Source organism: Pseudomonas sp. B21-009 (genome assembly GCF_024749345.1).
Lineage (GTDB): Bacteria > Pseudomonadota > Gammaproteobacteria > Pseudomonadales > Pseudomonadaceae > Aquipseudomonas.
Genome location: NZ_CP087199.1, coordinates 4,126,838 through 4,150,082 on the forward strand (window position 1 = coordinate 4,126,838; position 23,245 = coordinate 4,150,082).

Annotated in this window: 17 protein-coding genes; 15 read left to right on the forward strand and 2 right to left on the reverse strand. The window is 64.4% G+C overall.

The features are described 5' to 3' along the window. Positions 1-56: 56 nt before the first annotated feature. Entirely contained in the window at positions 57-4,922 is a 4,866-nt protein-coding gene (locus LOY34_RS18960; protein WP_045195028.1) for an NAD-glutamate dehydrogenase, read from the reverse strand. Positions 4,923-5,336: 414 nt separating this feature from the next. On the opposite strand from LOY34_RS18960, the gene LOY34_RS18965 reads away from it, so the two are divergent. From LOY34_RS18965 to LOY34_RS19035, 15 genes are all read left to right on the forward strand, one after another. Further along, positions 5,337-5,924: a DUF6036 family nucleotidyltransferase gene (locus LOY34_RS18965; RefSeq protein WP_195884707.1), complete on the forward strand. Its 588-nt coding sequence runs from the start codon at positions 5,337-5,339 to the stop codon at positions 5,922-5,924. Beyond that, positions 5,893-6,474, forward strand: a complete 582-nt coding sequence (locus LOY34_RS18970) for a hypothetical protein (protein ID WP_230090885.1) — start codon at positions 5,893-5,895, stop codon at positions 6,472-6,474. The genes LOY34_RS18965 and LOY34_RS18970 overlap by 32 nt, the downstream gene beginning before the upstream one ends. Positions 6,475-6,602: 128 nt before the next feature. Beyond that, positions 6,603-6,956, forward strand: a complete 354-nt coding sequence (locus LOY34_RS18975) for a hypothetical protein (RefSeq protein WP_195884708.1) — start codon at positions 6,603-6,605, stop codon at positions 6,954-6,956. Between the two features lie 75 nt (positions 6,957-7,031). Then, a complete protein-coding gene (locus tag LOY34_RS18980) occupies positions 7,032-7,742 on the forward strand; it encodes a FadR/GntR family transcriptional regulator (RefSeq protein ID WP_045195031.1) in 711 nt (236 codons plus the stop codon). Positions 7,743-7,851: 109 nt separating this feature from the next. Beyond that, positions 7,852-9,045, forward strand: a complete 1,194-nt coding sequence (gene lhgO / locus LOY34_RS18985; RefSeq protein WP_195884709.1) for an L-2-hydroxyglutarate oxidase — start codon at positions 7,852-7,854, stop codon at positions 9,043-9,045. A 46-nt stretch (positions 9,046-9,091) separates the two neighbouring features. Beyond that, entirely contained in the window at positions 9,092-10,420 is a 1,329-nt protein-coding gene (locus LOY34_RS18990) for an MFS transporter (RefSeq protein ID WP_195884710.1), read from the forward strand. Between the two features lie 202 nt (positions 10,421-10,622). Next, entirely contained in the window at positions 10,623-11,582 is a 960-nt protein-coding gene (locus LOY34_RS18995; RefSeq protein ID WP_038994235.1) for a MoxR family ATPase, read from the forward strand. Positions 11,583-11,586: 4 nt separating this feature from the next. Continuing rightward, the gene (locus tag LOY34_RS19000) at positions 11,587-12,531 is read left to right on the forward strand and encodes a DUF58 domain-containing protein (protein WP_045195038.1); all 945 of its coding nucleotides are present in this window, start codon (positions 11,587-11,589) and stop codon (positions 12,529-12,531) included. Next, complete coding sequence (locus tag LOY34_RS19005; protein ID WP_195884711.1) at positions 12,528-13,022, forward strand: DUF4381 domain-containing protein; 495 nt, start codon at positions 12,528-12,530, stop codon at positions 13,020-13,022. The genes LOY34_RS19000 and LOY34_RS19005 overlap by 4 nt, the downstream gene beginning before the upstream one ends. Next, positions 13,015-14,091 (forward strand): VWA domain-containing protein, encoded by a 1,077-nt coding sequence (locus LOY34_RS19010; RefSeq protein WP_045195041.1) that lies wholly within the window; start codon positions 13,015-13,017, stop codon positions 14,089-14,091. Before LOY34_RS19005 ends, LOY34_RS19010 begins: the two co-directional genes overlap by 8 nt. Then, entirely contained in the window at positions 14,088-15,809 is a 1,722-nt protein-coding gene (locus tag LOY34_RS19015; protein WP_195884712.1) for a tetratricopeptide repeat protein, read from the forward strand. The genes LOY34_RS19010 and LOY34_RS19015 overlap by 4 nt, the downstream gene beginning before the upstream one ends. Then, positions 15,806-17,431 carry a BatD family protein gene (locus tag LOY34_RS19020; protein WP_195884713.1) on the forward strand — a complete coding sequence of 542 codons (1,626 nt, stop codon included), beginning with the start codon at positions 15,806-15,808 and terminating at the stop codon, positions 17,429-17,431. Before LOY34_RS19015 ends, LOY34_RS19020 begins: the two co-directional genes overlap by 4 nt. Positions 17,432-17,482: 51 nt before the next feature. Further along, the gene (locus tag LOY34_RS19025) at positions 17,483-18,724 is read left to right on the forward strand and encodes an exonuclease SbcCD subunit D C-terminal domain-containing protein (protein ID WP_195884714.1); all 1,242 of its coding nucleotides are present in this window, start codon (positions 17,483-17,485) and stop codon (positions 18,722-18,724) included. Next, on the forward strand, positions 18,721-22,368 hold the full coding sequence (locus LOY34_RS19030) for an AAA family ATPase (RefSeq protein ID WP_258663884.1): 3,648 nt from the start codon (positions 18,721-18,723) through the stop codon (positions 22,366-22,368). Before LOY34_RS19025 ends, LOY34_RS19030 begins: the two co-directional genes overlap by 4 nt. Then, on the forward strand, positions 22,365-22,958 hold the full coding sequence (locus LOY34_RS19035) for a glutathione S-transferase (protein ID WP_195884716.1): 594 nt from the start codon (positions 22,365-22,367) through the stop codon (positions 22,956-22,958). Before LOY34_RS19030 ends, LOY34_RS19035 begins: the two co-directional genes overlap by 4 nt. On the opposite strand, the gene LOY34_RS19040 is transcribed toward LOY34_RS19035, so the two are convergent. After that, positions 22,945-23,127, reverse strand: coding sequence for a hypothetical protein (locus tag LOY34_RS19040; protein ID WP_093380655.1), 183 nt, complete (start codon positions 23,125-23,127; stop codon positions 22,945-22,947). The genes LOY34_RS19035 and LOY34_RS19040 overlap by 14 nt on opposite strands. Between the last annotated feature and the right edge of the window lie 118 nt (positions 23,128-23,245).

Here is a 23,245-nt window from a genome sequence, read left to right on the forward strand (position 1 = left end):
GACAGGCACAAAAAAAGCCCCGGCAAATGCCGGGGCTTTTTCATTTCAGCTCACGCTTAAGACGGCATCACCGTTGCCTGGCCACTCAGGGCCAGGTCCACCAGTTCGCGGTTGGCCACCGCGTACATGGCGTAGTCGGTGCCGGTAGCGGCACGCAGCTCGTCGAGCATGGCGCGCCAGCGCTCGACCATGACCCGGTGCTGATCCAGCCACAGGGCCACGCGGGCGTCCATGTCCTCGGGTGCGTCGATCATCTGCAGCACCGAGATGGTGATCGCCCGTTGCTGCAGGTCGATATCATCGCGGAAGGCTTCACGGGCCAGGGCCTGCCAGTTGTTTTCCACCGGCAGGTTGCTGATTTCCTGCAGGTACCAGGTAAGGTCCAGGGCGCTGCCAACGGCGAAGAAGGCCTTGGCCACTTCGGCCGGGTCCTGGCCGGTGACGTCGGAAGCCTCGATGATCGGCAACAGGGTGTACAGGTGCGTAGTGCCGGCCACCATGCGTGCCAGCAGCTCCGGCACGCCGGCTTCGACAAAGCCCTGGTAACGGGTCATCCAGCGCTCGCGGGTCGGCCCTTCCAGCAGTTCGTCAAGCTTGAGCCCCAAAGCAGCGATCTTCGGCCCGAAGTGCGCCACGTCACGCCCGGCATCCTGCTCGTTACGACGGCTGCGCAGGAACCAGCGGGTCGCACGGCGGCCCAGACGCATCAGCTCGTCCATCAGGGTCAACTGGATTTCAGCCGGGACCTGGTAGTCCAGCGCCTCGATCTGACGGAACCAGTGCGGCAGGTGGAAGATGTCGCGCACGATCACGTAGGCGCCAGCGACGTTCGCCGGGCTCATGCCGGTGGACTCTTTCAGGCGCTGAACGAAGGTGATGCCCATGTTGTTGACCAGATCGTTGGCGATCTGGGTGCTGACGATCTCGCGTTTCAGGCGGTGGCGGCGCATGGCTTCGGCGAACTTGCTCACCAGCGACGGCGGGAACGCGGTTTCCATGTCGCGGGTCAGGTAGTCATCGTCCGGCACCAGCGACTTGAGCAGCTGCTCCTTGAGGTCGATCTTGCTGTACGAGATCAGCACCGACAGCTCGGCACGGGTCAGGCCCTGGCCGGCGGCCAGGCGCTCGGCCAGTTGCTCTTCGGTCGGCAGGAACTCGATGGCGCGGTCCAGCTTGCCACGGCCTTCAAGGTCGGCCATCAGGCGCTTGTATTCAGCGATGCGCTCCTTGGCCCGACGCGCAGCCAGCGACAACGCCTGGGTCTGCTTGTAGTTGTTGCCCAGCACCAGGCCGGCCACTTCGTCGGTCATGCTGCCCAGCAGCTGGTTGCGCTGCTTCTCGGTCATGTCGCCAGCCTGCACCACTTCGTTGAGCAGGATCTTGATGTTGACCTCGTGGTCGGAGCAGTCCACGCCACCGGCGTTGTCGATGAAGTCGGTGTTGGTGGCGCCGCCGTTCAAGCCGAACTCGACCCGGCCCAGCTGGGTCATGCCGAGGTTGCCGCCCTCGCCCACCACCTTGCAGCGCAGCTCGTTGCCGTCCACGCGCAGGGCGTCGTTGGCCTTGTCGCCGACGTCAGCGTGGCTTTCCTCACTGGACTTGACGTAGGTGCCGATACCGCCGTTCCACAGCAGGTCGACCGGCGCCTTGAGCAGTGCGTTGAGCAGCTCGGTCGGGGTCAGCTTGTCGGCTTCGATGGCGAAGCGCTCTTTCATCTGCGCGGTGATCGCGATGCTTTTCGCACTGCGCGGGAAGATCCCGCCGCCTTCGGACATGATGCTGGTGTCGTAGTCGCTCCAGGCCGAACGCGGCAGGTCGAACAGGCGCTGGCGCTCGGCGAAGCTGCTGGCCGGCTCCGGGTTCGGGTCGATGAAGATGTGCAGGTGGTTGAACGCCGCCACCAGTTGCAGCTTGTCGGACATCAGCAGGCCGTTGCCGAACACGTCACCGGCCATGTCGCCGACGCCGACCACGGTGATCGGGTCTTCCTGGACGTTGATGCCGCGCTCGCGGAAGTGACGCTGCACGCCAACCCAGGCGCCACGGGCGGTAATGCCCATTTTCTTGTGGTCGTAACCGGCCGAGCCACCGGAGGCGAACGCATCGCCGAGCCAGAAGCCGTAGTCGATGGCAATGCCGTTGGCGATATCGGAGAAGGTCGCGGTGCCTTTGTCGGCAGCCACCACCAGGTACGGGTCATCGTCGTCATGCCGGACGACGTTGGCCGGCGGCACCAGGGCGCCGTCCTTGAGGTTGTCGGTGATGTCCAGCAGGCCGGAAATGAAGATCCGGTAGCAGGCGATGCCTTCGGCCTGGATATCGTCGCGGCTGCCGCCCAGCGGCAGGCGACGCGGCAGGAAACCACCCTTGGCGCCGACCGGCACGATCACCGAGTTCTTCACCTGCTGGGCTTTTACCAGGCCCAGCACTTCGGTGCGGAAGTCTTCTTCACGGTCCGACCAGCGCAGGCCGCCGCGGGCGACGTTGCCAAAGCGCAGGTGCACACCCTCGACCCGTGGCGAGTAGACGAAGATCTCGAACTTCGGCACCGGCTTGGGCAGCTCGGGGATCAGCTTGGGGTTGAACTTGAAGCTGAAGTACGACTTGTTATGGCCCTGGGCATCGGTCTGGTAGAAGTTGGTGCGCAGGGTGGCCTTGATCAGGTCCAGGTAGCGACGCAGGATGCGGTCTTCGTTGAGCACCTGAACGTCGTCCAGGGCGGTGAGGATCGCCTGTTCCAGACGTTGCTGCTTGTCGTCGAGGTCTTCGCTGGTGAGCTTGCGCGCCAGGTAGAAGCGGGTCTTGAACAACCGGGTCAGCTCGCGGGCGATGTCGGTGTGGTTGTTCAGGGTGCTGGCGATGTAACCGAGGTCGAAGCCCAGGCGGATCTGCTTGAGGTAGCGGGCATAAGCACGCAGCAGCGCCACATCGCGCCATGGCAGGCCGGCGGTCAGCACCAGGCGGTTGAAGGCGTCGTTCTCGGCATCGCCATTGACGATGTGCACGAATGCATCCTGCAGGGTGTCGTTGAGCTGCTGGATGTCGAGGTTCAGGCCTTCGGCGGCGGTGAAGGCAAAATCATGAATCCAGTATTCGCGGCCATTGGCATGGCGCAGGCGGTAGGGGAACTCGCCGAGCACGCGCAGGCCGAGGTTTTCCAGGATCGGCAGCACATCTGAAAGCGCCAGCGGCGTATCGGCGTGGTACAGCTTGCAGTGCAGCTGCTGTTTGCCGGCCTGGGTCAGCGGCTGGTAGAAGCTCATGACCAGCGGCTTGCGCTCGGACAGGGTCAGCAGGTGCTGCATGTCGACCACCGCCGAATGGGCGGCGAAACGCTCGCGGTAACCGGCCGGGAAGCCTTTCGGGAAATCGGCCAGGACGTTGGTGCCCTGGGCTTCGCCGAAGCTTTCGACGGTCAGGCTGGCGTAGTCGTCCTGCCACGAACGGCAGGCCTGGATCACTTCGTTTTCCAGTTGCTGCGGGTCGATGTCGATGCGGTTTTTCGGGTCGACGCGCAGAATCAGCTGCACACGGGCCAGCACCGACTCGGAGAAGAAGGTCCAGAACTCGCAGTCGCTGGCCTTGAGGCGCTCCATCAGCACCTGCTGGATCTTCTGCCGCACTTCGGTGGAGTAGATATCACGCGGCACGTAGGCCAGGCAGTAGCAGAAGCGGCCGTACGGGTCCTTGCGCAGGAACACGCGGATCTTGTTGCGCTCCTGGATCTGCACGATCGACATGACGGTGCTGAACAGCTCGTCGACCGGGGTCTGGAACAGGTCGTCGCGCGGCAGCACTTCCAGGACCTGCGCCAGCTCCTTGCCCAGGTGGGCCTTGGGGTCGAAGTGCGAGCGGCGCTCGACTTCGGCGACCTTGCCACGGATGTAGGGGATCGCGCGCACGCTCTCGCCGTACACCGAGGAGGTGTACAGGCCCATGAAGCGGCATTCCTTGATGACCTTGCCGTCGGCATCCAGCTGGCGGATCGACACGTAGTCCGGGTAGGCCGGACGGTGCACGCGGCTTGGGTGCGCGGCCTTGGCGAAGGACAGCAGCAGCGGCTCTTGCAGGTAGTTGACGGCGTAGTCTTCGATGCGCAGGTCTTCGGCGGTGAGACCGACGCGCAGCATGCGGGTCAGGCCGAGGAACGACTGCTCGTCGTATTGCAGCTGGCCGCCCTGAGCGTCGCCATGGACAACGAACTCTTCGTAGCCGAGGAAGGTGAAGTGGTTGCCCAGCAGCCACTCGAGGAACGCCTTGACCTCGGCCTTTTCATTTTGTGCCGGGGCGTAGGCGGTTTGTTCAACCAGCGCCACGACCTCGCGCAGCTTGGCTTTCATCGGCTCGAAATCGGCGACGGCGACACGCACTTCAGCCAGCACCTGCTCAAGCTCGCGGGTCAGCAGGTTGAGTTCGGCAGTATTGGCGCAGCGGTCGATCTCCAGGTACATCAGCGATTCTTGCAGCACGCCTTCGCCCTGGGTGCCCTTGGGCAGGATTTCCAGCAGCTCGCCTTTCGGCCCGCGACGCACGCTCAGTACGGTGGTCTGCAGGGTGTGGATGCTGTAGCCGCGGCGGTTGAGCTCGGTGCGTACCGAGTCGACCAGAAACGGCAGGTCATGGTGCAGGACTTCGACCGCGGTGTGGGTCGACTGCCAGCCATGACGCTCGTAATCGGGGTTGTAGACGCGAACCTGAGGCTGGGAGTGATCGAAACGCTCGATGATGCGCCAGGCAGAGAGGGTGCAACCGGCCAGGTCCGACATACGGCGCTGGGTGAGTTCGTCCAGAGAGATGATGCCGAAGAACTGCTCGGCGAACAGCGCCACTTGTGGCAGTGCCTGTTCGCTGATGTGCTGCGCCAGGGCCGCTTGCAGTTGATGCTGGAAGTCGGCTTTGCTGGCTGCGGTGAAAAACGCCATCTGTGGTACTCCGCTTGGGCTTTATTATTGAGTGAAGCGTCGCGCGCGTCCGCCGTTTACGGATCAACGATAGCCAACCCGTAGCAGGAGGACGGTAAAACCATAGAAACAGGCGCTCAAGGTGACCCGCAAGTCACATCTTCCCGCTCCACGGATGGGCATCTGCAAAAACGACTGCCAGCGCGGCTGTGTCTTTACGGGTGTCCATCGACAGCGCAGCTTAACGAGTGCCCGCCCGCCCCTGCTTGCGGTGCTGCGACATATTCGGTCATTGAGGTGCAACCGTACGTTTATCCACAGGCCGAAGACTGGCAGAATCGTGTTTCAACTTGTTTATGGAAGGGCGAGATACCCACTCCTGACAGGTCATGCAGGGTAGGATTCGCAAAGCCCGCTGCCAGGAGCAAGAAGATCATGCTGTATCTCGACACTCCACTCTCCAAAGCCATCGTCAGCCTGTTTGAGCGCGCCTTACCCATGCTGCAAGGCAAACAGCCCGGAGCGTTGAAGATCTATGTATTTGGTGGCTGTGCATTGCACATCCTGACGAACGCCCGAGGGAGTGCTGACGTTGATGCCGAACTGATGGCAGCCGAACATCTTCTGATCGCAGAAGTCAAAGCTGTTTATCAGGCACCCGAAGACTTCGAAGTTGACGGAGAAGATTTTTCGGTGGTCTTTGACCAAGCATTCAACAATGCGCTGTGCCCTCTGCACCAGGACTTTGAGGAGCGGGCAATTGCCTTGCCTGGCCAGGAGCTGTCGCCATTGCAGGTATTCATAGCCCACCCCATAGATCTGGCCATTTCCAAGCTGGGCCGCTTTACCGACCGCGACCATGAGGATATTTCCACACTGATCCAGGCCGGGAAGATCAAACTCGACGAATTTGATAGGATCGCGACACAAGCCATCGACTACTACCCTTGCGATAAAGGTACGGTGAGCAGTTACTTGAGGTTGATTCTCGATGAAGCAAAAAACATCGGCGATGACAGCTAAGCCAGTGTGCCCGCAGGATACTCTGGAGCGCTTCCTCGGGCTGTGCGCCACGCCATCCGATGCCAGGCTGTCGGATAACTTGCATAGCGTTTTTGATAAAGTCGTCGTCGAGGTAAGCAAGGCCCCTCTGGATCACCTTGACCAAGACGCAGCGACGCGCTTTGCCGTGGCGCTCTGGTACTTCAGTGATGCAATGGCCGAGTCTCTCGAGCAGCGCCTTCAGCACCCCAGGCTTGCTCCGGTGCGAAAACGTCGCCTGTTGTACCTGGTGGACAGGCTGCGCAGATTTCCTGTACTGACACCGGAAAAAGCAGCGTTCATGAAGTCATTTGTCAATCAATGGCGTTGTTTGGCAACGACAGCGGACTCGCTGGCAATTCGCACGGCTGAAAAAGTTAACCGTTACGACAAGGTTGCGGTGACCTGGGGGCTTACCGAGGATGTCAGTGGCCTAATGAGCAAAGTGCTTGAGTACCAGACTCGGCATTTCGTCGATGCCCATGCTTTGCCAAGCGGCTACTCCGAATTGTGCTCCAGAAAAACAGCTTGAAATCGGCAGACTCCACAGCCTGCAACGCTTATCACCCCTGCCAGTAAAATCGCAGCTCAACACTCGTAGATTTATTGCCAGGCCGAAGACTGGCAGAATCGTGTTTCAACTTATTGATCGAGCCGCTCATGCAATTCAAGACCGCCCTGCTCTTCGCCACCCCCTGCGATGATGAAGAAGACAACATGGCCACCCTGTGCTGCCACAGCGACAAGGGCCAGATGTTCATCATGACTCGCTACCCGGACGAAGACCGGGTGGACATCACCCTGGACGAGCATTACGCCCCCGTCGAAGGCCTGAAAGTTACTTTCAGCGCCGCGAGGCTGCTGATCGAAGTGTCACCGCTGGATGCCGATGCCCTCGGCGGTGACGACCAACTGGAAATCCTGCTTACCGCCGACGGCACCGACCTCGCCGAAGTCGAAGAAACCCTGCAGAACATCCTCAAGGGCACCGGCACCTACGTCAGCGAGCTGTAATCGCCCACGCGGTTTCTTGACAAGGAACCGCTGCAAAAGGCATTGTCTGACAACCTGATTAATGAGCCACCCCTCATGCTTGAGCTTCAGCGCCCCGACACCCTGGTCGAACGGGTTGTCGGCGCCATCCGCGCAGAAATCGATTCCGGTCGCCTGGCGGCCGAATCGCGCCTGCCCACCGAACAGCAACTGGCCGAGCAATTGAACGTCAGCCGCTCGGTGGTACGCGAGGCAGTGGCCCAGCTCAAGGCGGACGGGGTGCTGATCGCTCGCCGCGGCCTGGGTTCGTACATTTCGCAAACCCCGACCGGCACGGTCTTCCGCTTCCCTGCTGCGCAAGGCCGCAGCCCGGACCTGGTGCAGATGTTCGAAGTGCGCCTGTGGATCGAGACCCAGGCCGCCTCGGTAGCCGCCCAGCGCCGCGACGCCGCTGACCTGGCGCGCATGGGCAAGGCCCTGCAGGAGATGCTCGACAAGCGCAGCGAGTTTGCCGTGGCCGCCGCTGCCGACGTGGAGTTCCACCGGGCCATCGCCGAGGCCAGCAAGAACGATTATTTCGTCGCTTTCCATGATTTTCTGCGTGGCCAGCTGGCCGCAGCCCGTCGCACCGCCTGGGAAAACTCGGCGGCGCATTCGGTCGGCGGTTCGGCCGATGCCCATCGCGAGCACCAGGCGCTGTACCAGGCCATCGCCGATGGCGACCGGCTTGGCGCCGCAGCCTGCGCCGAAGCGCACCTGCGGGCCTCGGCCAAACGCCTGAAACTGGACCTGCCGAGTATCGACTGAACACCCTATAGAACGGGCGCTGCGGCATGGCGCCCTTTTGTTTGACCTACTTAGTCTGACAACCTGATAAGCAGACTCTCTGATAAGAACAAGCCAAGGTGACACCTGCATGATCTACGACTACTGCATCATCGGCGGCGGCATCGTCGGCCTCGCCACCGCCATGGCGCTGCTGGAACGCCAACCGGGCGCCTCCTTGCTGATCCTGGAAAAGGAAAGCAGCCTGGCCAAGCACCAGACCGGGCATAACAGCGGCGTGATTCACGCAGGCATCTATTACGCGCCGGGCAGCCTCAAGGCCGACCTGTGCAAGCGCGGCGCCCAGGCCACCAAAGCGTTCTGCAGCGAGCACCAGATCAAGTTCGAAGTCTGCGGCAAGTTGCTGGTGGCCTCGACGCCGCTGGAAGTCGAGCGCATGCGTGCCCTGTACGAGCGCTCGCAGCAGAACGGCCTGAAGGTCGAACAGCTGGATGCCAAGGAACTGCAACGCCGCGAGCCGAATATCGTCGGCCTCGGCGGCCTGTTCCTCGATGCCACCGGCATTGTCGACTACCAGCAGGTCTGCGAAGCCATGGCCCGGGTCATCCAGCGATTCGGTGGCGAAGTGCAGCTGCAAACCACCGTGCGCGCTATTGTCGAAACCGCCGACAAGGTCACCATCAGCAGCGACGACAAGGTCTGGAGCGCCCGCCAGCTGGTGGCCTGTGCCGGCCTGCAATCGGACCGCCTGGCAACCATGGCCGGGGTCAAGATCGACCACCAGATCATCCCCTTCCGCGGCGAATACTTCCGCCTGCCTGCGGCCAAGAACGACATCGTCAACCACCTGATCTACCCGATCCCCGACCCGGAGCTGCCGTTTCTTGGCGTGCACCTGACGCGGATGATCGACGGCAGCGTTACCGTCGGGCCGAACGCGGTACTGGGGCTGGGCCGGGAAAACTACCGCAAGTTCTCGGTGAACTGGCGCGACGTTGCCGAATACGCGCGTTTTCCGGGGTTCTGGAAAACCATCTGGAACAACCTTGGTTCCGGCACCGCCGAGATGAAGAACTCGCTGTTCAAAGGCGGCTATCTGGAGCAATGCCGCAAGTACTGCCCGTCGCTGAATGTCGAAGACCTGCTGCCCTATGAGGCCGGCATCCGCGCCCAGGCGGTGATGCGCGACGGCACCCTGGTGCACGACTTCCTGTTCGCCGAGACGCCGCGCATGGTGCACGTCTGCAACGCGCCGTCACCGGCGGCCACCTCGGCCATCCCGATCGGCCAGATGATCGCCGAAAGGATCTTCAAGGCCCGCTGAATCCTGCTGCACACCTAACTACAAAGACAAAAAAGGAACACCCCACATGTCGGTACATGAGGCGGCTGCGGCCGCGAGCGAAACCCCGGAACAAAAACGCAAACGCCTGCGCAAGGTCGCCGCCGCGACCATCTTCGGCTCGATGCTGGAGTGGTACGACTTCTACCTGTACGCGACCATGGCGGCGATCGTCTTCTCGAAGATCTTCTTCGACCCGAGCAACCCGGCGGTGGCGTCGCTGCTGGCGTTCTCCACCTTCGCCATCGGCTTTATCGCCCGCCCCTTCGGCGGCGTGCTGTTCGGCTACCTGGGCGACCGCTTCGGGCGCAAGCAGGTACTGGTCATCACCTTCTGCATGATGGGCGTGTGCACTACCCTGATCGGCCTGATCCCCAGCTACGCCTCGATCGGTATCTGGGCGCCGATCATCCTCGTGCTGGTACGCATCATTCAGGGCCTGGGTGCCGGTGCCGAGTTGTCTGGCGCGGCGGTGACCTCTTATGAACACGCCAGCGAAGGCAAGCGCGGCAGCCAGGGCGCCTGGCCGGCGCTGGGCCTGAACCTGGGCCTGCTGCTGTCGTCGCTGACCGTCTACCTGCTGACCATGAACGGCAACGAGTTCCTGCTCGCCGGCGGCTGGCGCATCCCGTTCATCTGCAGCATCGTGCTGGTCGGCGTCGGCCTGTGGGTGCGTAAAAGCATCCCGGAAACCCCGGACTTCAAAGAGCTCGACAAAACCCCGGCCAAGGACCAGATTTCGCCGCTCAAGCTGCTGTTTCGCAACGACCTCAAGGGCCTGGCCGTGGTGTTCTTCGTGGCCATCGGCTACAACGCCCTGAGCTACATCTTCAAGACCTTCTCGCTGGCCTACCTGACCCAGTACAAAGGCGTCGAAGCCCATGTCACCTCGCTGTCGGTGACCATCGCCAGCCTGGTGGCGATTATCGCCGTGCCGTTCTTCGGCTGGCTGTGCGACAAATGGAGCAGCAAGACCGTGCTGATGCTTGGCGGGCTGTTCTCGGTGCTGTTCGCCTACCCGTTCCTGAGCCTGCTCAACACCGGCGAGCCGATGATGATCTACCTGGCGATTGCCATCGGTACCGGCATCCTCGCACCGATGATGTTTGCCCCGCAGGGCTCGTTCCTCAGCCGCCAGTTCCCGACCCAGACCCGCTCTTCGGGCTTTGGCACCGGGCGCGAGATCGGCACCGCCGTGGCCGGCGGCCTGGCACCGCTGGGCGGCCTGGCGCTGGTGGCCAACTCGGCGACCCACTCCACCGACGGCGTGGCGCTGATTCTGGTGGTGGCGGCGGTGTTCGTGGTGGTGTTTGCCCTGTGTGACCAGGGCCGCAAGCATTCCAGCTTCAAGAACTGACACCCCGGCTCCCACAGGGTCAGCGCGATCCCTGTGGGAGTTGGCGTTGCCGACGATGGGCTGCACAGCAACCCCGACTTCACGATTTGAACAATTTTCCCTGCTGCCGTTAGTCGCAAGCCCCCGGATGGATTAAAGTATCAGCCCCCGCCCGGGCGCTTTTACGCCGCACGCCCTGGCTTTTTTCCAGGAACCGTCAACGATGGAACACCGTGAGGCGCTGATCGCGCTGCGCACCTTTCTTTCAACCCAGATCCTGGGCCAGGAAAAACTCGTCGAGCGCTTGCTCATCGTGCTCCTCGCCGACGGCCACATGCTGGTCGAAGGCGCCCCGGGCCTGGCCAAGACCAAGGCCATCAAGGAACTGGCCGAAGGCGTCGAAGCCGAGTTCCATCGTATCCAGTTCACCCCCGACCTGCTCCCGGCCGACATCACCGGCACCGAGATCTATCGCCCGGAAACCGGCAGCTTCGTGTTCCAGCAGGGGCCGATCTTCCACAACCTGGTATTGGCCGACGAAATCAACCGCGCCCCGGCCAAGGTTCAGTCGGCGCTGCTCGAGGCCATGGCCGAACGCCAGGTCAGTGTCGGGCGCAGTACCTACGAGCTGTCGCCGCTGTTCCTGGTGATGGCCACGCAGAACCCGATCGAGCAGGAAGGCACCTACCCGCTGCCCGAAGCCCAGCTCGACCGCTTCCTCATGCACGTCAAGATTGGTTTTCCCGATGCCGCCGTCGAACGGCGCATCCTCCAGCAGGCCCGGGGCGAGGCGCTCAACGGCGAGACCAAGCCGGAACGACGGGTCAGCCAGCAGGCGATCTTTGCCGCGCGCAAGGAAATCCTCGGCCTGTACATGGCCGACGCGGTAGAGGAATACCTGGTGCAACTGGTGATGGCCACCCGCACCCCGGCCAAGTTCGACCTCGAGCTGGCCGACTGGATCGCCTACGGCGCCAGCCCGCGCGGCTCGATTGCCCTCGACCGCTGCGCGCGGGCTCATGCCTGGCTGGCCGGACGCGACTTCGTCAGCCCTGAAGACATCCAGGCGGTGCTGTTCGACGTACTGCGCCACCGCATCATTCTTTCCTTCGAGGCCGAGGCCGCCGGGATTGACCAGGACCGGGTGATCCAGCGCATCCTCGACGTCGTCGCCGTCGCCTGAACCCATGCCCAATCGCCTGCTGGCCGCGCCCGGAATCCGCATCAGCCTCGCCGAGCTGATCGAGATGCGCCATCGCGTGCGCGAAGTGCAGTTGTTCTCCCGGCCCGGCCAGCGCAGCCCGCTGGTCGGCCTGCACCACTCGAAATTGCGCGGACGCGGGGTCGACTTCGACCAGGTGCGGGTGTACCAGGCCGGCGACGATGTGCGCAACATCGACTGGCGGGTGACCGCGCGTACCCAGGAGCCGCATACCAAGCTGTTTCATGAGGAGCGTGAGCGGCCGATCTTCATCCTCGTCGAACAAAGCCAGCGTCTGTTCTTCGGTTCCGGGCTGATGTTCAAGTCGGTGCTCGCCGCCCAGGCCGCCGCCCTGATCGGCTGGGCTGCGCTGGGCCACAACGACCGCATTGGCGGCCTGGTGTTCGGCGACAACGAGCACTACGAAATCAAGCCACGGCGCAGCAAGCAGAGCCTGTTGCAGTTGCTCAACCGCCTGGCACGGGTCAACCAGTCGCTGCACACCGAAGCCGTGCCCCAGGCCGACAGCCTCGGTATCGCCCTGCGCCGCGCCCGCGAAGTGCTGCGCCCGGGCAGCCTGGCAATCATCATCTGCGACGAGCGGGCGCTGACGCCTGCGGTCGAGCAGCAATTGAGCCTGCTTTCGCGTCATTGCGACCTGCTGCTGTTGCCGCTGTCCGACCCGCTCGACCATGCCCTGCCGGCCGCCGGCCTGCTGCGCTTTGCCCAGCACGGTGCGCAACTGGAGCTCGACACCCTCGACCCGACCCTGCGCAAGAGCTACCGCCAGCAAAGCGAGGCGCGCATCGAACGCTGGGAGCTGCTGGCGCAAAAGCTGCGGGTGGTGCTGATGCCGCTGAGCACCCAGAGCGAGATGATCGAGCAACTGCGCGAGTACCTTAACGCGCAACGACCGGGGAAAACCTCGTGAACCCGCTCGATCAATTGCAGCCGCTGCTGGCCCCGGCGCCAATCGGCTGGTGGCCGCTGGCGCCGGGCTGGTGGGCGCTGCTGTTGCTGCTGCCGCTACTGGCTTGGGGCCTGTGGCGCCTGCGCCATTGGCGCCCGGGTAAAAAGCCCATCGTGCGCGCCGAACTGCCTCTGGACCCGATACGCATCGAGGCCCTGGCCGAACTCGCGCGCCTGCCCAAACCCTACGACGGTGCCCCGGCCGGGGCCTGGCTGCAGCAGATCAACGCACTGCTCAAGCGCCTGTGCCGCAACCATTACCCGGGCAGCCACAGCCATACCCTCAACGGCCGCCAATGGCTGGCGTTTCTTGATAACCGCTGCCCGGCCGCCGGCCTGACCCGCTGGATGGTACTGGTCGAAGGCGCCTACAAGCCCGAATGCAAACTCGACGACAAAGCCATCAACGGCCTCAACCAGTCGGTCGAAACCTGGATCCGCAAACATGTTTGAACTGGCCTGGCCGTGGATCTTCGTGCTGCTGCCGCTGCCCTGGCTGGCGCGTCTGCTGCTGCCGGCCGCCGACAGCGGCGAGCCGGTGCTCAAGGTCAGTTTCCTCGATGAACTCGAAGGCCTGGCCGGGCGCCGCGCGCGCCTGAACCTGCCGACCTGGCGCCAGCAAGCGCCATTCGTGCTGGTCTGGCTGTTGCTGCTGTTTGCCGCCGCCCGCCCGCAGTGGCTGGGCGAACCGCTGCCGGTGGCCGCCAGTGGCCGCGACCTGCTGGTGGCGGTGGATGTTTCCGGCTCCATGGACTTTCCCGACATGCAGTGGCAAGGCGACGACGTCAGCCGCCTGACCCTGGTCAAGGCCCTGCTCGGCGACTTTCTCGAAGAGCGCCAGGGCGATCGCGTCGGCCTGATCCTGTTCGGCAGCCAGGCCTACCTGCAGGCACCGCTGACTTTCGACCGGCGCACCGTACGCACCTTCCTCGACGAAGCGCAGATCGGCATCGCCGGCAAGAACACTGCCATTGGCGATGCCATCGGCCTGGCGCTCAAGCGCCTGCGTCAGCGCCCGGCGCAGAGCCGGGTGCTGGTGCTGGTCACCGACGGCGCCAACAACGGCGGGCAGATCCACCCGCTGACCGCCGCGCGCCTGGCCGCCCAGGAAAACGTGCGCATCTACACCATCGGCATTGGTGCCGACCCGGAGCAGACCGGCACCGCCGGCTTGCTGGGCATCAACCCGAGCCTGGACCTGGACGAAGCCTCGCTCAAGGAAATCGCCGAACTGACCGGCGGCAGCTACTTCCGCGCCCACGACGGCGAAGAGCTGCAAGCCATCGGCGACGCCCTCGACCGCCTGGAGCCTGTGGCCCAGCAGCCGACCCAGGCGCGCACCGCCGAGCCGCTGTACAGCTGGCCGCTGGCCCTGGCGTTGGTGCTCAGCGTGCTGCTGGTGGTCGAACAGCAATGGCCCGACAACCTGTTGCAGCGCCTGCTGCGCCGCCCACGCTTTTTGCAGCCGCACCCGGAATGGCGCCAGCGCCTGCAACGGCTGCGCTTGAGGAGGCGGCGATGAACGAACTGTGGCCGCAATGGCTACGCCCGCTGTGGCTGGTCGTCCTGCCGCTGCTGGCCTGGTTGCTGTGCAAGCTCTGGCATCGGCAAAAACGCGCCGGGCGCTGGCAGATGATCCTGCCCGCGGCCTTCCATGCCGTGCTGCTCGGTGGCGGCAACGGTCGCGACAGCAAACTGCCGTGGATCGCGTTGGGCCTGGCCTGGCTGATCACCGTGCTGGCCCTGGTGGGCCCAAGCTGGCAGCGCCTGGAGGACACCCGCCAGCGCCCGGCCGACCCGCTGGTGGTGCTGCTTGAGCTGACCCCGCAGATGCTTGCCGACGACGCCGCGCCAAACCGCCTGGAACAGGCCCGACGCAAGATCCTCGACCTGCTCGAGCACCGCCGCGACAGCCAGACCGCGATCATCGTCTACGCCGGCAGCGCGCACACCCTGGTGCCGCTGTCCGACGACCTGGCCACCAGCCGCAACCTGCTCGAAGCCCTGGACCCGGCGATCATGCCGCAAGCCGGCCAGCGCGCGGATCTTGCCGTGCGCAAGGGCCTGGCCCTGCTCGCCCAGGCAGGCATCGGCCAGGGCCGGCTGCTGTTGATCGGCTCATCGCTCGATGCCCAGGAGCGCCAGGGCATCGTCCAGGCGCTGGGCCGCCAGGGCCCGAGCCTGTTGATGCTGGGCGTCGGCAGCGCCGAGGGGGCGCCGGTCAGGCAGGCCAACGGCGAGTTCCTCAAGGACGATCAGGGCGGCATCCTCTTGCCGCGCCTCGACAGCGCCAGCCTCAAAGCCTTTGTCACCAGTACTGGCGGGCGTTATCGCAGCGCCCGCATCGACGACCTCGACCTGCGCGGCCTGCGCCTGTTCGACAACCCGCGCAGCCTGCGAGACGATGGCCAGACCGTGCAGCTCGACAGCTGGGCCGACCAGGGCTATTGGCTGTTGCTGCCACTGTTGCTGCTGGCCGCCTGCGCCGGCCGCCGTGGCTGGCTGTTCTGCCTGCCGTTGCTGCTGGCCCTGCCGCAACCAAGCTACGCCTTCGAGTTCAACGACCTGTGGCTGCGCCCCGACCAGCAAGGCCAGCGCCTGCTTGAGCAGCAGCGCCCGGCCGAAGCTGCGCGACACTTCGAAGACCCGCAATGGAAAGGCCTGGCCTTGTATGAGGCCGGCGACTACAACGGCGCCGCGCGCCAGTTCGCCCAGGGCAACCGCGCCGCCGACCATTACAATCGCGGCAACGCCCTGGCCCGCAGCGGTGAACTGGAAGCCGCAGTGGATGCCTACGAACAGGCCCTGGAGCGCCAGCCGGAACTGCAACCGGCGCTGGCCAACAAGGCCCTGGTCGAGCAATTGCTGCAACAACGCCAGGACGAACAGACGCCTGAGCAGCCGCCCGAAGACAACCAGCAAAGCGACCCCAATAGCAGCAGCGACGCTGCCAGCAGCTCGCAGAACGCCCAGGACCAGGCCGCAGCAAAACCACCGCAAGAGGCCGATGAAGCGGGCAAACCTGCAGACAACGCCAACGAGCAGGCACAAAACCAGGCCAGCGGCGCGGACGACGAAGACACCACCCGCCCGCCCCAGCGCCCGACCGACAGCAGCCTTGATGCCGAACAGCGCCAGGCCCTGGAACAATGGCTGCGACAGATTCCGGACAACCCGGCCGAGCTGTTGCGGCGTAAATTCTGGTATGAACAGCAACAACATCAGGAAACCCATCGATGAGTCGCGTCTGCGTCCTGGTCTTCAGCCTCTTTATCGCCCTGCAGGTGCAGGCGGCGGCGCTGCTCGCCAGTGTCGACCGCACCCGCCTGAATGCCGGCGAAACCCTTGAGCTGACCCTCGAGACCCAGGATGTCACCCAATTCGGCAAGCCCGACCTGACGCCGCTCGCTGCCAGCTTCGAAGTGCGTGGCACCCGCCAGGTCAACAGCCTCAACAGCCTCGACGAAAACAGCGCCAACACCCGCTGGATCATCACCCTGTTGCCACGCCAGAGCGGCAGCGTGGAAATTCCCACCCTGCAGCTGGGCGAGGTGCGCAGCCAGCCGATCAGCCTGCAGATCCAGGCCAACGAGGTCAGCAGCGAAAACCACGGCCCGGTGTTCATCGACGCCAGCCTCGACCAGCCCGAGGTTTACGTCCAGGCCCAGGCGGTGCTGACCCTGAGCATCTATCACTCGGTGCCGCTGTACGACGACAGCAGCCTCAGCCCGCTACAGCTGGACAACGCCAGGGTCGAGCCGCTGGGTGAGTCGCGAACCTTCGAAAAAGTCATCGACGGTGTGCGCCACGGCGTGATCGAGATGCGCTATGCAATTTACCCGCAGCAAAGCGGCGACCTGAAAATCCCGGCCCTGACTTTCAGCGCCACCGCCGCGCAGAACGACGCCGAGCAGGAACTCAACACCCCGCGCGCCGGCAAGCAGGTGCAGGTCAGCTCGACGCCGCTGGTGTTGACGGTCGACCCGATCCCGGCCGATTACCCAGCCGATACACCGTGGCTGCCGGCCAACAGCCTGACCCTGGAAGAACACTGGAGCCCGGACCCGGCCCAGCAACAGACGCAAATCGGCGACTCGCTGACCCGCACCGTGATCCTCCAGGCCGAGGGTTTGTCCAGCGCCCAGTTGCCACCACTGCCCGGCACCGAAGTGAGCGGCCTGCGTCGCTACCCGGACCAGCCGCAACTGCGCAACCAGGTCAATGACCGCGGCCTGCTCGGGGTGCGTGAAGAGCGCGAAGCGCTGGTACCGACCCACGCCGGCAGGCTGGAACTGCCGAGCCAGGAAGTGGTCTGGTGGAACACCCGCGAAGATCATCTGGAGCGCAGCAATCTGCCGGCGCGCAGCCTGCAGATCGAGGACAACCCGGCGCTGAGCGCCGACAAGCCGGCCAGCGTCGACCCGGTCACGGTGCACACCTACCTGCTCTGGCCCTGGCAACTGAGTACCCTGGTGCTGGCCCTGACCACCCTGCTGGGCTTCGCCCTGTGGTGGCGGGCGCGCTCGCAACCGGCGGTGCTGCGCGCGGCGCAAAGCGGGCCGAGCCCGCGCACCCTGCTAGATGACCTCAAGCGCGCGTGCCAGGCCAACGACCCTCAAGCGACGCGCCAGGCCCTGGATGCCTGGGCGCGCCAGCAACCGGAAACCCTGGCCGAGATGGCCGCGCGTTTCGTGCCGCTGTCCGATGCCCTCGATGGCCTCAACGGCGCCTTGTACAGCGAAAGCGGGCAGTATTGGCAAGGCGAAGAATTATGGCGGGCTATCGGTACCATCCCGGCCGCCGAGCAGGTCCAGCCTGCACAAAGCGAGAACGGCAGCTTGCCGCCGCTGTACCCCAAATAACCTCAAGGCGTGACGCCCCGGGCGCCACGCCGGCACACTGCGGAACCCTTCATGCGTCTGTTTCACACCTCCGACTGGCACCTGGGTCAAACCCTGCATGGCCAGGAACGCGACTTCGAACACGCCTGCTTTCTCGAGTGGCTGCTCGGCCAGCTCAAGCTGCGCCAGCCCGATGCCCTGCTGATTGCCGGCGATATCTTCGACACCGTCAACCCGCCGGTCAAAGCCCAGGAACGGCTCTACGACTTCATCGTCCAGGCCCACGAACAGCAGCCCAAACTGACCATCGTGATGATCGCCGGCAACCATGACTCCGGTTCGCGCATCGAGTTGCCGGCGCCGCTGATGCGCAGCCTGCGCACCCACGCCCTGGGCCGTGTGCAGTGGCTGGATGAAGGCGAGCTGGACAGCGAGCGCCTGCTGATCCCACTGACCAACGCCAAAGGCAAGGTCGCCGCCTGGTGCCTGGCGCTGCCGTTTTTGCGCCCGGCAGAAGTCACCGGTGCGCACCTGGGCGATGACTACCTGCGCGGCATCGCCCAGGTCCACGAAAAACTCATCGCCGCCGCCCTGCAACGACGCAAAAACGGCCAGGCGCTGATTGCCGTGAGCCATGCACACATGGCCGGCGGCTCGATCTCGGAAGACTCCGAACGCAGCCTGATCATCGGCAACGCCGAAGCCTTGCCGGCGCGGCTGTTCGCCCCGGAGATCAGCTACGTCGCCCTCGGCCACCTGCACAAACCGCAGAAGGTCAACCGCGAAGAGCGCATCCGCTACAGCGGCTCGCCGATCCCGCTGTCGTTCTCGGAAATCGGCTATCAGCACCAGGTCCTGGAAATCGAACTGGACGGCGCCAAGCTGGCCAGCGTCGAATCGCGCCTGGTGCCGCGCGCCGTGCACCTGCAACGCCTGGGCCCGGCGCCGCTGGCCGAGGTGCTGGAGCAACTGGCCGAGCTGCCGGTGGTCGACCTGCTCGACGACCCACAGCGCCAACCCTGGCTGGAGGTCCGCGTACGCCTGGACGAACCCCTGCCCGACTTGCGCGCGCAACTTGAAGGCGCCCTGCACGGCAAGGCCGTGCGCCTGGTGCGCATCGCCGCCGAGTATGCCGGCAACGGCCGTAGCGCAGAGGACAGCAGCGCCGACCTGCTGGAACTCGGCCAACTGACCCCGCACGAGCTGTTCAGCCGCGCCTGGGAGCAGGCCTACGGCAACGCCGTCGATGAACAGACCCTGGCCGACTTTGCCCTGTTGCTGCAGGACGTCCAGCAGGAGCAAGAACAGCCATGAAGATCCTCGCCATCCGCCTGAAGAACCTGGCCTCTCTGGAAGGCCCGATCGAGATCGACTTCAGCGCCGAGCCGCTGGCCAGCGCCGGCCTGTTCGCCATTACCGGACCTACCGGCGCCGGCAAGAGCACCCTGCTCGACGCCCTGTGCCTGGCGCTGTTCGGCGCGGTGCCGCGGCTGAGCAACATCGGCCGCGAAACCAAAGTGCCGGAAGTCGACAGCGACATCCTTACCAGCGACCCGCGCACCCTGCTGCGTCGGGGTTCGGGCAGCGGCTTTGCCGAGGTGGATTTCGTCGGCATCGACAGTCGTCGCTACCGCGCCCGCTGGGAAACCAACCGCGCCCGCGACAAGGCCAACGGCAAGCTGCAAGGCAGCCGCCAGAGCCTGCATGACCTGGACAGCGAGCAACTGCTGAGCAACCAGAGCAAGGCCGAATACAAGCAACTGATCGAGTCGCGCCTGGGACTTAATTTCGAGCAGTTCACCCGTGCCGTGATGCTCGCCCAGAGCGAGTTCAGCGCCTTCCTCAAGGCCGATGACAAAGAGCGCAGCGAGCTGCTGGAAAAGCTCACCAACACGGCGATCTACAGCCAGTTGGGGCGCCGCGCCTACAGCAAGAGCAAAGAAGCCGAAGAGGCGCACAAAGCCCTGCAGGACCAGGCCAGCGGTGTGCTGCCCATGGCCGCCGAGGCTCGCGCCGAACTGGACCTGCGCTACACCCAAGCGCTCGACGGGTTCAAGGCCGAACAGGCGCAACTGCGCCTGCTCGAACAGCAACGCAGCTGGCTCAGCGAGCTGCTGCAACTGCAAGAGCAAGTGCAGGCCGCCAGCGCGCAACTGCACAGCGCCCAACACCACCACGACAGCCTGCACGGTGAGCGGCTGAAGCTTGCGCGCCTGGAACAGCTGGCGCCGCAGCGTCACCAGTTCGCCCGCCAGCAGGCGCTCAATGCCCAGCTCAGCCCGCTGGCCGCGAGTATCGCCGCGCAGCGCCAGCAACATGAGCAGTTGCATAGCCGTCAGCAGCAGCTGCAGGACGAACAGGCCAAGGCCCGCGAAGCCCTGGGCCTGGCCCTGGCGCAACAAAGCGACAGCGCACCTGCGCTACGCCAGGCCTTTGCCGAACAAAACACCCTGACCCGTTTGCAGCAGGAGCTGACCAACAGCACAGCGCTCAAGCAGCAGGCCGAACAGGCCAGTGCCGAAGGCCAGCAACAGCTGCTGAGCCTCAATGAGCAGCAACGCCTGAGCGAACAACGCTTGCAGCAGATCGGCGAGCAGCTTGAGCAAAGCGTGGCGCTGGCTGGCTTGAGCGAAGCCTGGAATGCCTATCGCCACCGCCTGCAGCAACTGATGCAACTGGGCAACCGCCTCAACCAGGGCCGTGCCGAACTGCCGGGCCTGCAGCAACGCGCCAGCGAGGCCCACGCCCAGCTTGAAACGCAATGCGCCGCCCTGGCCCTGCTCTACCGCGAAGCCGAGGCCGAACCCGAGGCACTGGCCGAACAGATCGGCCTGCTTGGCGAGCTGTTGCAGAAAAACCGCCAGCAGCAACGCCAGGTCGAAGAACTGAGCCGGCTGTGGAGCAACCAGCAAGAGCTCGAACAGCGCCTGCAAGCCCTGCGCGAACGCCAGCAAGCTGCCCTGCAACAACGCGAACAGCTGATCGGCGAAGGCCTCAATGGCAAAAACCAGCTGACCGCCGCCGAACAGGCGCTGAACGTTACTCGCCAGTTGCTCGAACGCCAGCGCCTGGCCCGCAGCCAGAGCGTCGAAGAACTGCGCGCGCAATTGCAGGACGACCAGCCCTGTCCGGTCTGCGGTAGCCAGGAACACCCTTACCATCAGCCCGAAGCCCTGCTGCAAAGCCTCGGCCGCCACGACCAGAACGAAGAAGCCAATGCCCAGCAGGTGGTCGACGGGCTGAAGAAGCAGCTCGATGAACTGCGCACGCAACTGGGCGGGGTCAACGGCCAGATCAAGGAGTACCTGCACCAGCAGGAGCAACTGGGCAGCCAGCAACAGGCGCTGCTGCCCAGCCTCCAGGCGCACCCGCTGTACCCGTCGCTGGCCGCTCAGGACGCAAGCCAGCGCAGCACCTGGCTGGACTTGCAGGCACGCAACCTGAACCACGACATCGGTCGTGACGAGCAGCGCCAGAACGCCCTGCTGACCCTGCAAAAGGACGCCAGCCGCCTGCAACAGCAGCTGCAGGCAGCCCAAGAAGCCAGCCAACAGGCCAGCCAGCACCTGAGCCAGCAGCAAACAGCGCTGGCCAGTGACGAAGAACGCCTGGAACAGGAACTGGGCAGCTTCGCCAGCCTGTTGCCCGCTGACATCCTCAACGACCTGCGCCAGGAGCCGGCCGCCGCCTTCATGCGCCTGGACCAGCAACTGGCCCTGCGCCTGGACCTTTTGCAACGGCAAAAGGACGAACAGCAGGAACATGCCGAGCGCCAGCAGAGCCAGGACAAAGCCCAGTTGCAGCAACAGGCGCGGGTACAAAAACACGAAGAGCTGCAACAGCAGTGCACTGAGCTGGAACACCAGCATCAAAGTAGCCGCGACAGCCTCACCGCCCTGCTCGGCGAACAGGCCAGCGCCGAACACTGGCAGCAGCATCTGGAACAGGCCGTGGAGCACGCACGCCAGGCTGAAACCCAGGCGTTGCAACAACTGCAGCAAACCCAGGCGCAACTGATCGAACTGGCCGCCGAGCTCAAGGCCAAAGACGAACGCCTGAGCAACCTGGAACAGGAACACAACGAGGTTCGCGCGCAGATCGAACAATGGCGCCAGGGCCACCCGGAGCTGGACGACAGTGGCCTGGAGCAATTGTTGGCACTGGACGACAACGCCGTGGCGCAGCTGCGTCAGGGTCTGCAGGACGCCGAAAAAGCCATCGAACAGGCCCGCACCCTGCTGCAGGAGCGCCAGCAGCGCCTGGACCAGCATCAGGCCCAGGGCAACGCCGAGCTCACCCGCGAAGCCCTGGAGCAGGTAATCGACAGCCTGCAGCTACAGCTGGCGGCCAGCGAACAAACCTGCGCCGAACTGCGTGCCGCCCAGGCTGAAGACCAGCGCCGGCAACTGGCGCACCAGGCCCTGGCCGAACGGATCGCCAGCGCCTACGGCGAATGGCAGCGCTGGGCGCGGCTCAACGCCCTGATCGGCTCGGCCACCGGCGACACCTTCCGCAAGATCGCCCAGGGCTACAACCTCGACCTGCTGGTGCACCACGCCAACGCCCAATTGCGTCAGCTGGCCCGGCGCTACCAGCTCAAGCGCGGTGGCAGCCTGCTCGGTTTGCTGGTGCTGGACACGGAAATGGGCGACGAGCTGCGCTCGGTGCATTCGCTGTCGGGCGGTGAAACCTTCCTGGTCTCGCTGGCCCTGGCCCTGGGCCTGGCATCGATGGCCTCAAGCACGTTGCGCATCGAGTCGCTGTTCATCGACGAAGGCTTCGGCAGCCTTGATCCGGAGTCGCTGCAACTGGCCATGGACGCCCTCGACGGCCTGCAGGCCCAGGGCCGCAAGGTCGCGGTGATCTCCCACGTACAGGAAATGCACGAGCGTATCCCGGTGCAGATCCAGGTGCGTCGCCAGGGCAATGGCCTGAGCACGGTGGAGGTCAGCGGATGATCCTCTACTCGTTCCGCCGCTGCCCGTGGGCCATGCGTGCGCGCCTGGCGCTGCGCTATGCCGAGTGTCCGGTAGAAATTCGCGAAGTCAGCCTCAAGGCCAAACCTTCCGAGCTTCTGGCACTGTCGCCCAAGGGCACGGTACCGGTGTTGAGTGCAGGTAGCCTGGTGCTGGAGGAAAGCCTGGAGATCATGCGCTGGGCCCTCGCCCGGCATGATCCGCAAGACTGGCAACTGGCGGCCGACCCGCAGGCGGCGCAGGCCGCCGAGGCGCTGATCGAGCGCAATGATCGCCAGTTCAAGGTGCAGGTCAATCTGTACAAGTACGCTGAACGCTACCCACAGCACTCGCGTGAGGAGTACCGGGCACAGGCTGAACCCTGGCTGGCCGAGCTGAATGAGCGACTGGCGCACCAGGGCTACCTGTTCGCTGACCATCCAAGCCTGGCGGATGCGGCGTTACTGCCATTGATGCGCCAGTTCGCCGGGGTCGAGCCTGAATGGTTTGCCCAGACGCCCTACCCGCACTTGCGGGCGTGGCTGCAGGGTTGGCTGGAGTCGGCGCTGTTCAAGGCGATCATGGCGCGCTAGGCTTGTGGTCCAGCGCAGCGTAGAAGTTGGCGCTTTGTTGCAGGTACTTCTGGGTGTAGCTCTGGGTCGACGATTTGCGCTCGCTGAGCTCGACGTGGGCGTTGGCCGGCAGGACCACCGAAGCAGAAATGGCGGAAGCGGCGATGACCGGGAAAAGGTTGAAGTTCATGGCGCTGACCCTCGAAGTCTGTGGTTTGAAGTGGCCGTCTGGGGCCGTGGTTCAAACTTACGCCGCGAGCGCGGCGCACAGAAATTCATTGCAGCAGTAGCAAACATCAGCGCAATTG

What these genes read in the sequence shown, in the direction of transcription:
- LOY34_RS18960 (WP_045195028.1), bottom strand. Translation starts at nt 4,922, where the DNA reads ATGGCGTTTTTCACCGCAGCCAGCAAAGCCGACTTCCAGCATCAACTG.
- LOY34_RS18965 (WP_195884707.1), top strand. Translation starts at nt 5,337, where the DNA reads ATGCTGTATCTCGACACTCCACTCTCCAAAGCCATCGTCAGCCTGTTT.
- LOY34_RS18970 (WP_230090885.1), top strand. Translation starts at nt 5,893, where the DNA reads ATGAAGCAAAAAACATCGGCGATGACAGCTAAGCCAGTGTGCCCGCAG.
- LOY34_RS18975 (WP_195884708.1), top strand. Translation starts at nt 6,603, where the DNA reads ATGCAATTCAAGACCGCCCTGCTCTTCGCCACCCCCTGCGATGATGAA.
- LOY34_RS18980 (WP_045195031.1), top strand. Translation starts at nt 7,032, where the DNA reads ATGCTTGAGCTTCAGCGCCCCGACACCCTGGTCGAACGGGTTGTCGGC.
- lhgO (WP_195884709.1), top strand. Translation starts at nt 7,852, where the DNA reads ATGATCTACGACTACTGCATCATCGGCGGCGGCATCGTCGGCCTCGCC.
- LOY34_RS18990 (WP_195884710.1), top strand. Translation starts at nt 9,092, where the DNA reads ATGTCGGTACATGAGGCGGCTGCGGCCGCGAGCGAAACCCCGGAACAA.
- LOY34_RS18995 (WP_038994235.1), top strand. Translation starts at nt 10,623, where the DNA reads ATGGAACACCGTGAGGCGCTGATCGCGCTGCGCACCTTTCTTTCAACC.
- LOY34_RS19000 (WP_045195038.1), top strand. Translation starts at nt 11,587, where the DNA reads ATGCCCAATCGCCTGCTGGCCGCGCCCGGAATCCGCATCAGCCTCGCC.
- LOY34_RS19010 (WP_045195041.1), top strand. Translation starts at nt 13,015, where the DNA reads ATGTTTGAACTGGCCTGGCCGTGGATCTTCGTGCTGCTGCCGCTGCCC.
- LOY34_RS19015 (WP_195884712.1), top strand. Translation starts at nt 14,088, where the DNA reads ATGAACGAACTGTGGCCGCAATGGCTACGCCCGCTGTGGCTGGTCGTC.
- LOY34_RS19020 (WP_195884713.1), top strand. Translation starts at nt 15,806, where the DNA reads ATGAGTCGCGTCTGCGTCCTGGTCTTCAGCCTCTTTATCGCCCTGCAG.
- LOY34_RS19025 (WP_195884714.1), top strand. Translation starts at nt 17,483, where the DNA reads ATGCGTCTGTTTCACACCTCCGACTGGCACCTGGGTCAAACCCTGCAT.
- LOY34_RS19030 (WP_258663884.1), top strand. Translation starts at nt 18,721, where the DNA reads ATGAAGATCCTCGCCATCCGCCTGAAGAACCTGGCCTCTCTGGAAGGC.
- LOY34_RS19035 (WP_195884716.1), top strand. Translation starts at nt 22,365, where the DNA reads ATGATCCTCTACTCGTTCCGCCGCTGCCCGTGGGCCATGCGTGCGCGC.
- LOY34_RS19040 (WP_093380655.1), bottom strand. Translation starts at nt 23,127, where the DNA reads ATGAACTTCAACCTTTTCCCGGTCATCGCCGCTTCCGCCATTTCTGCT.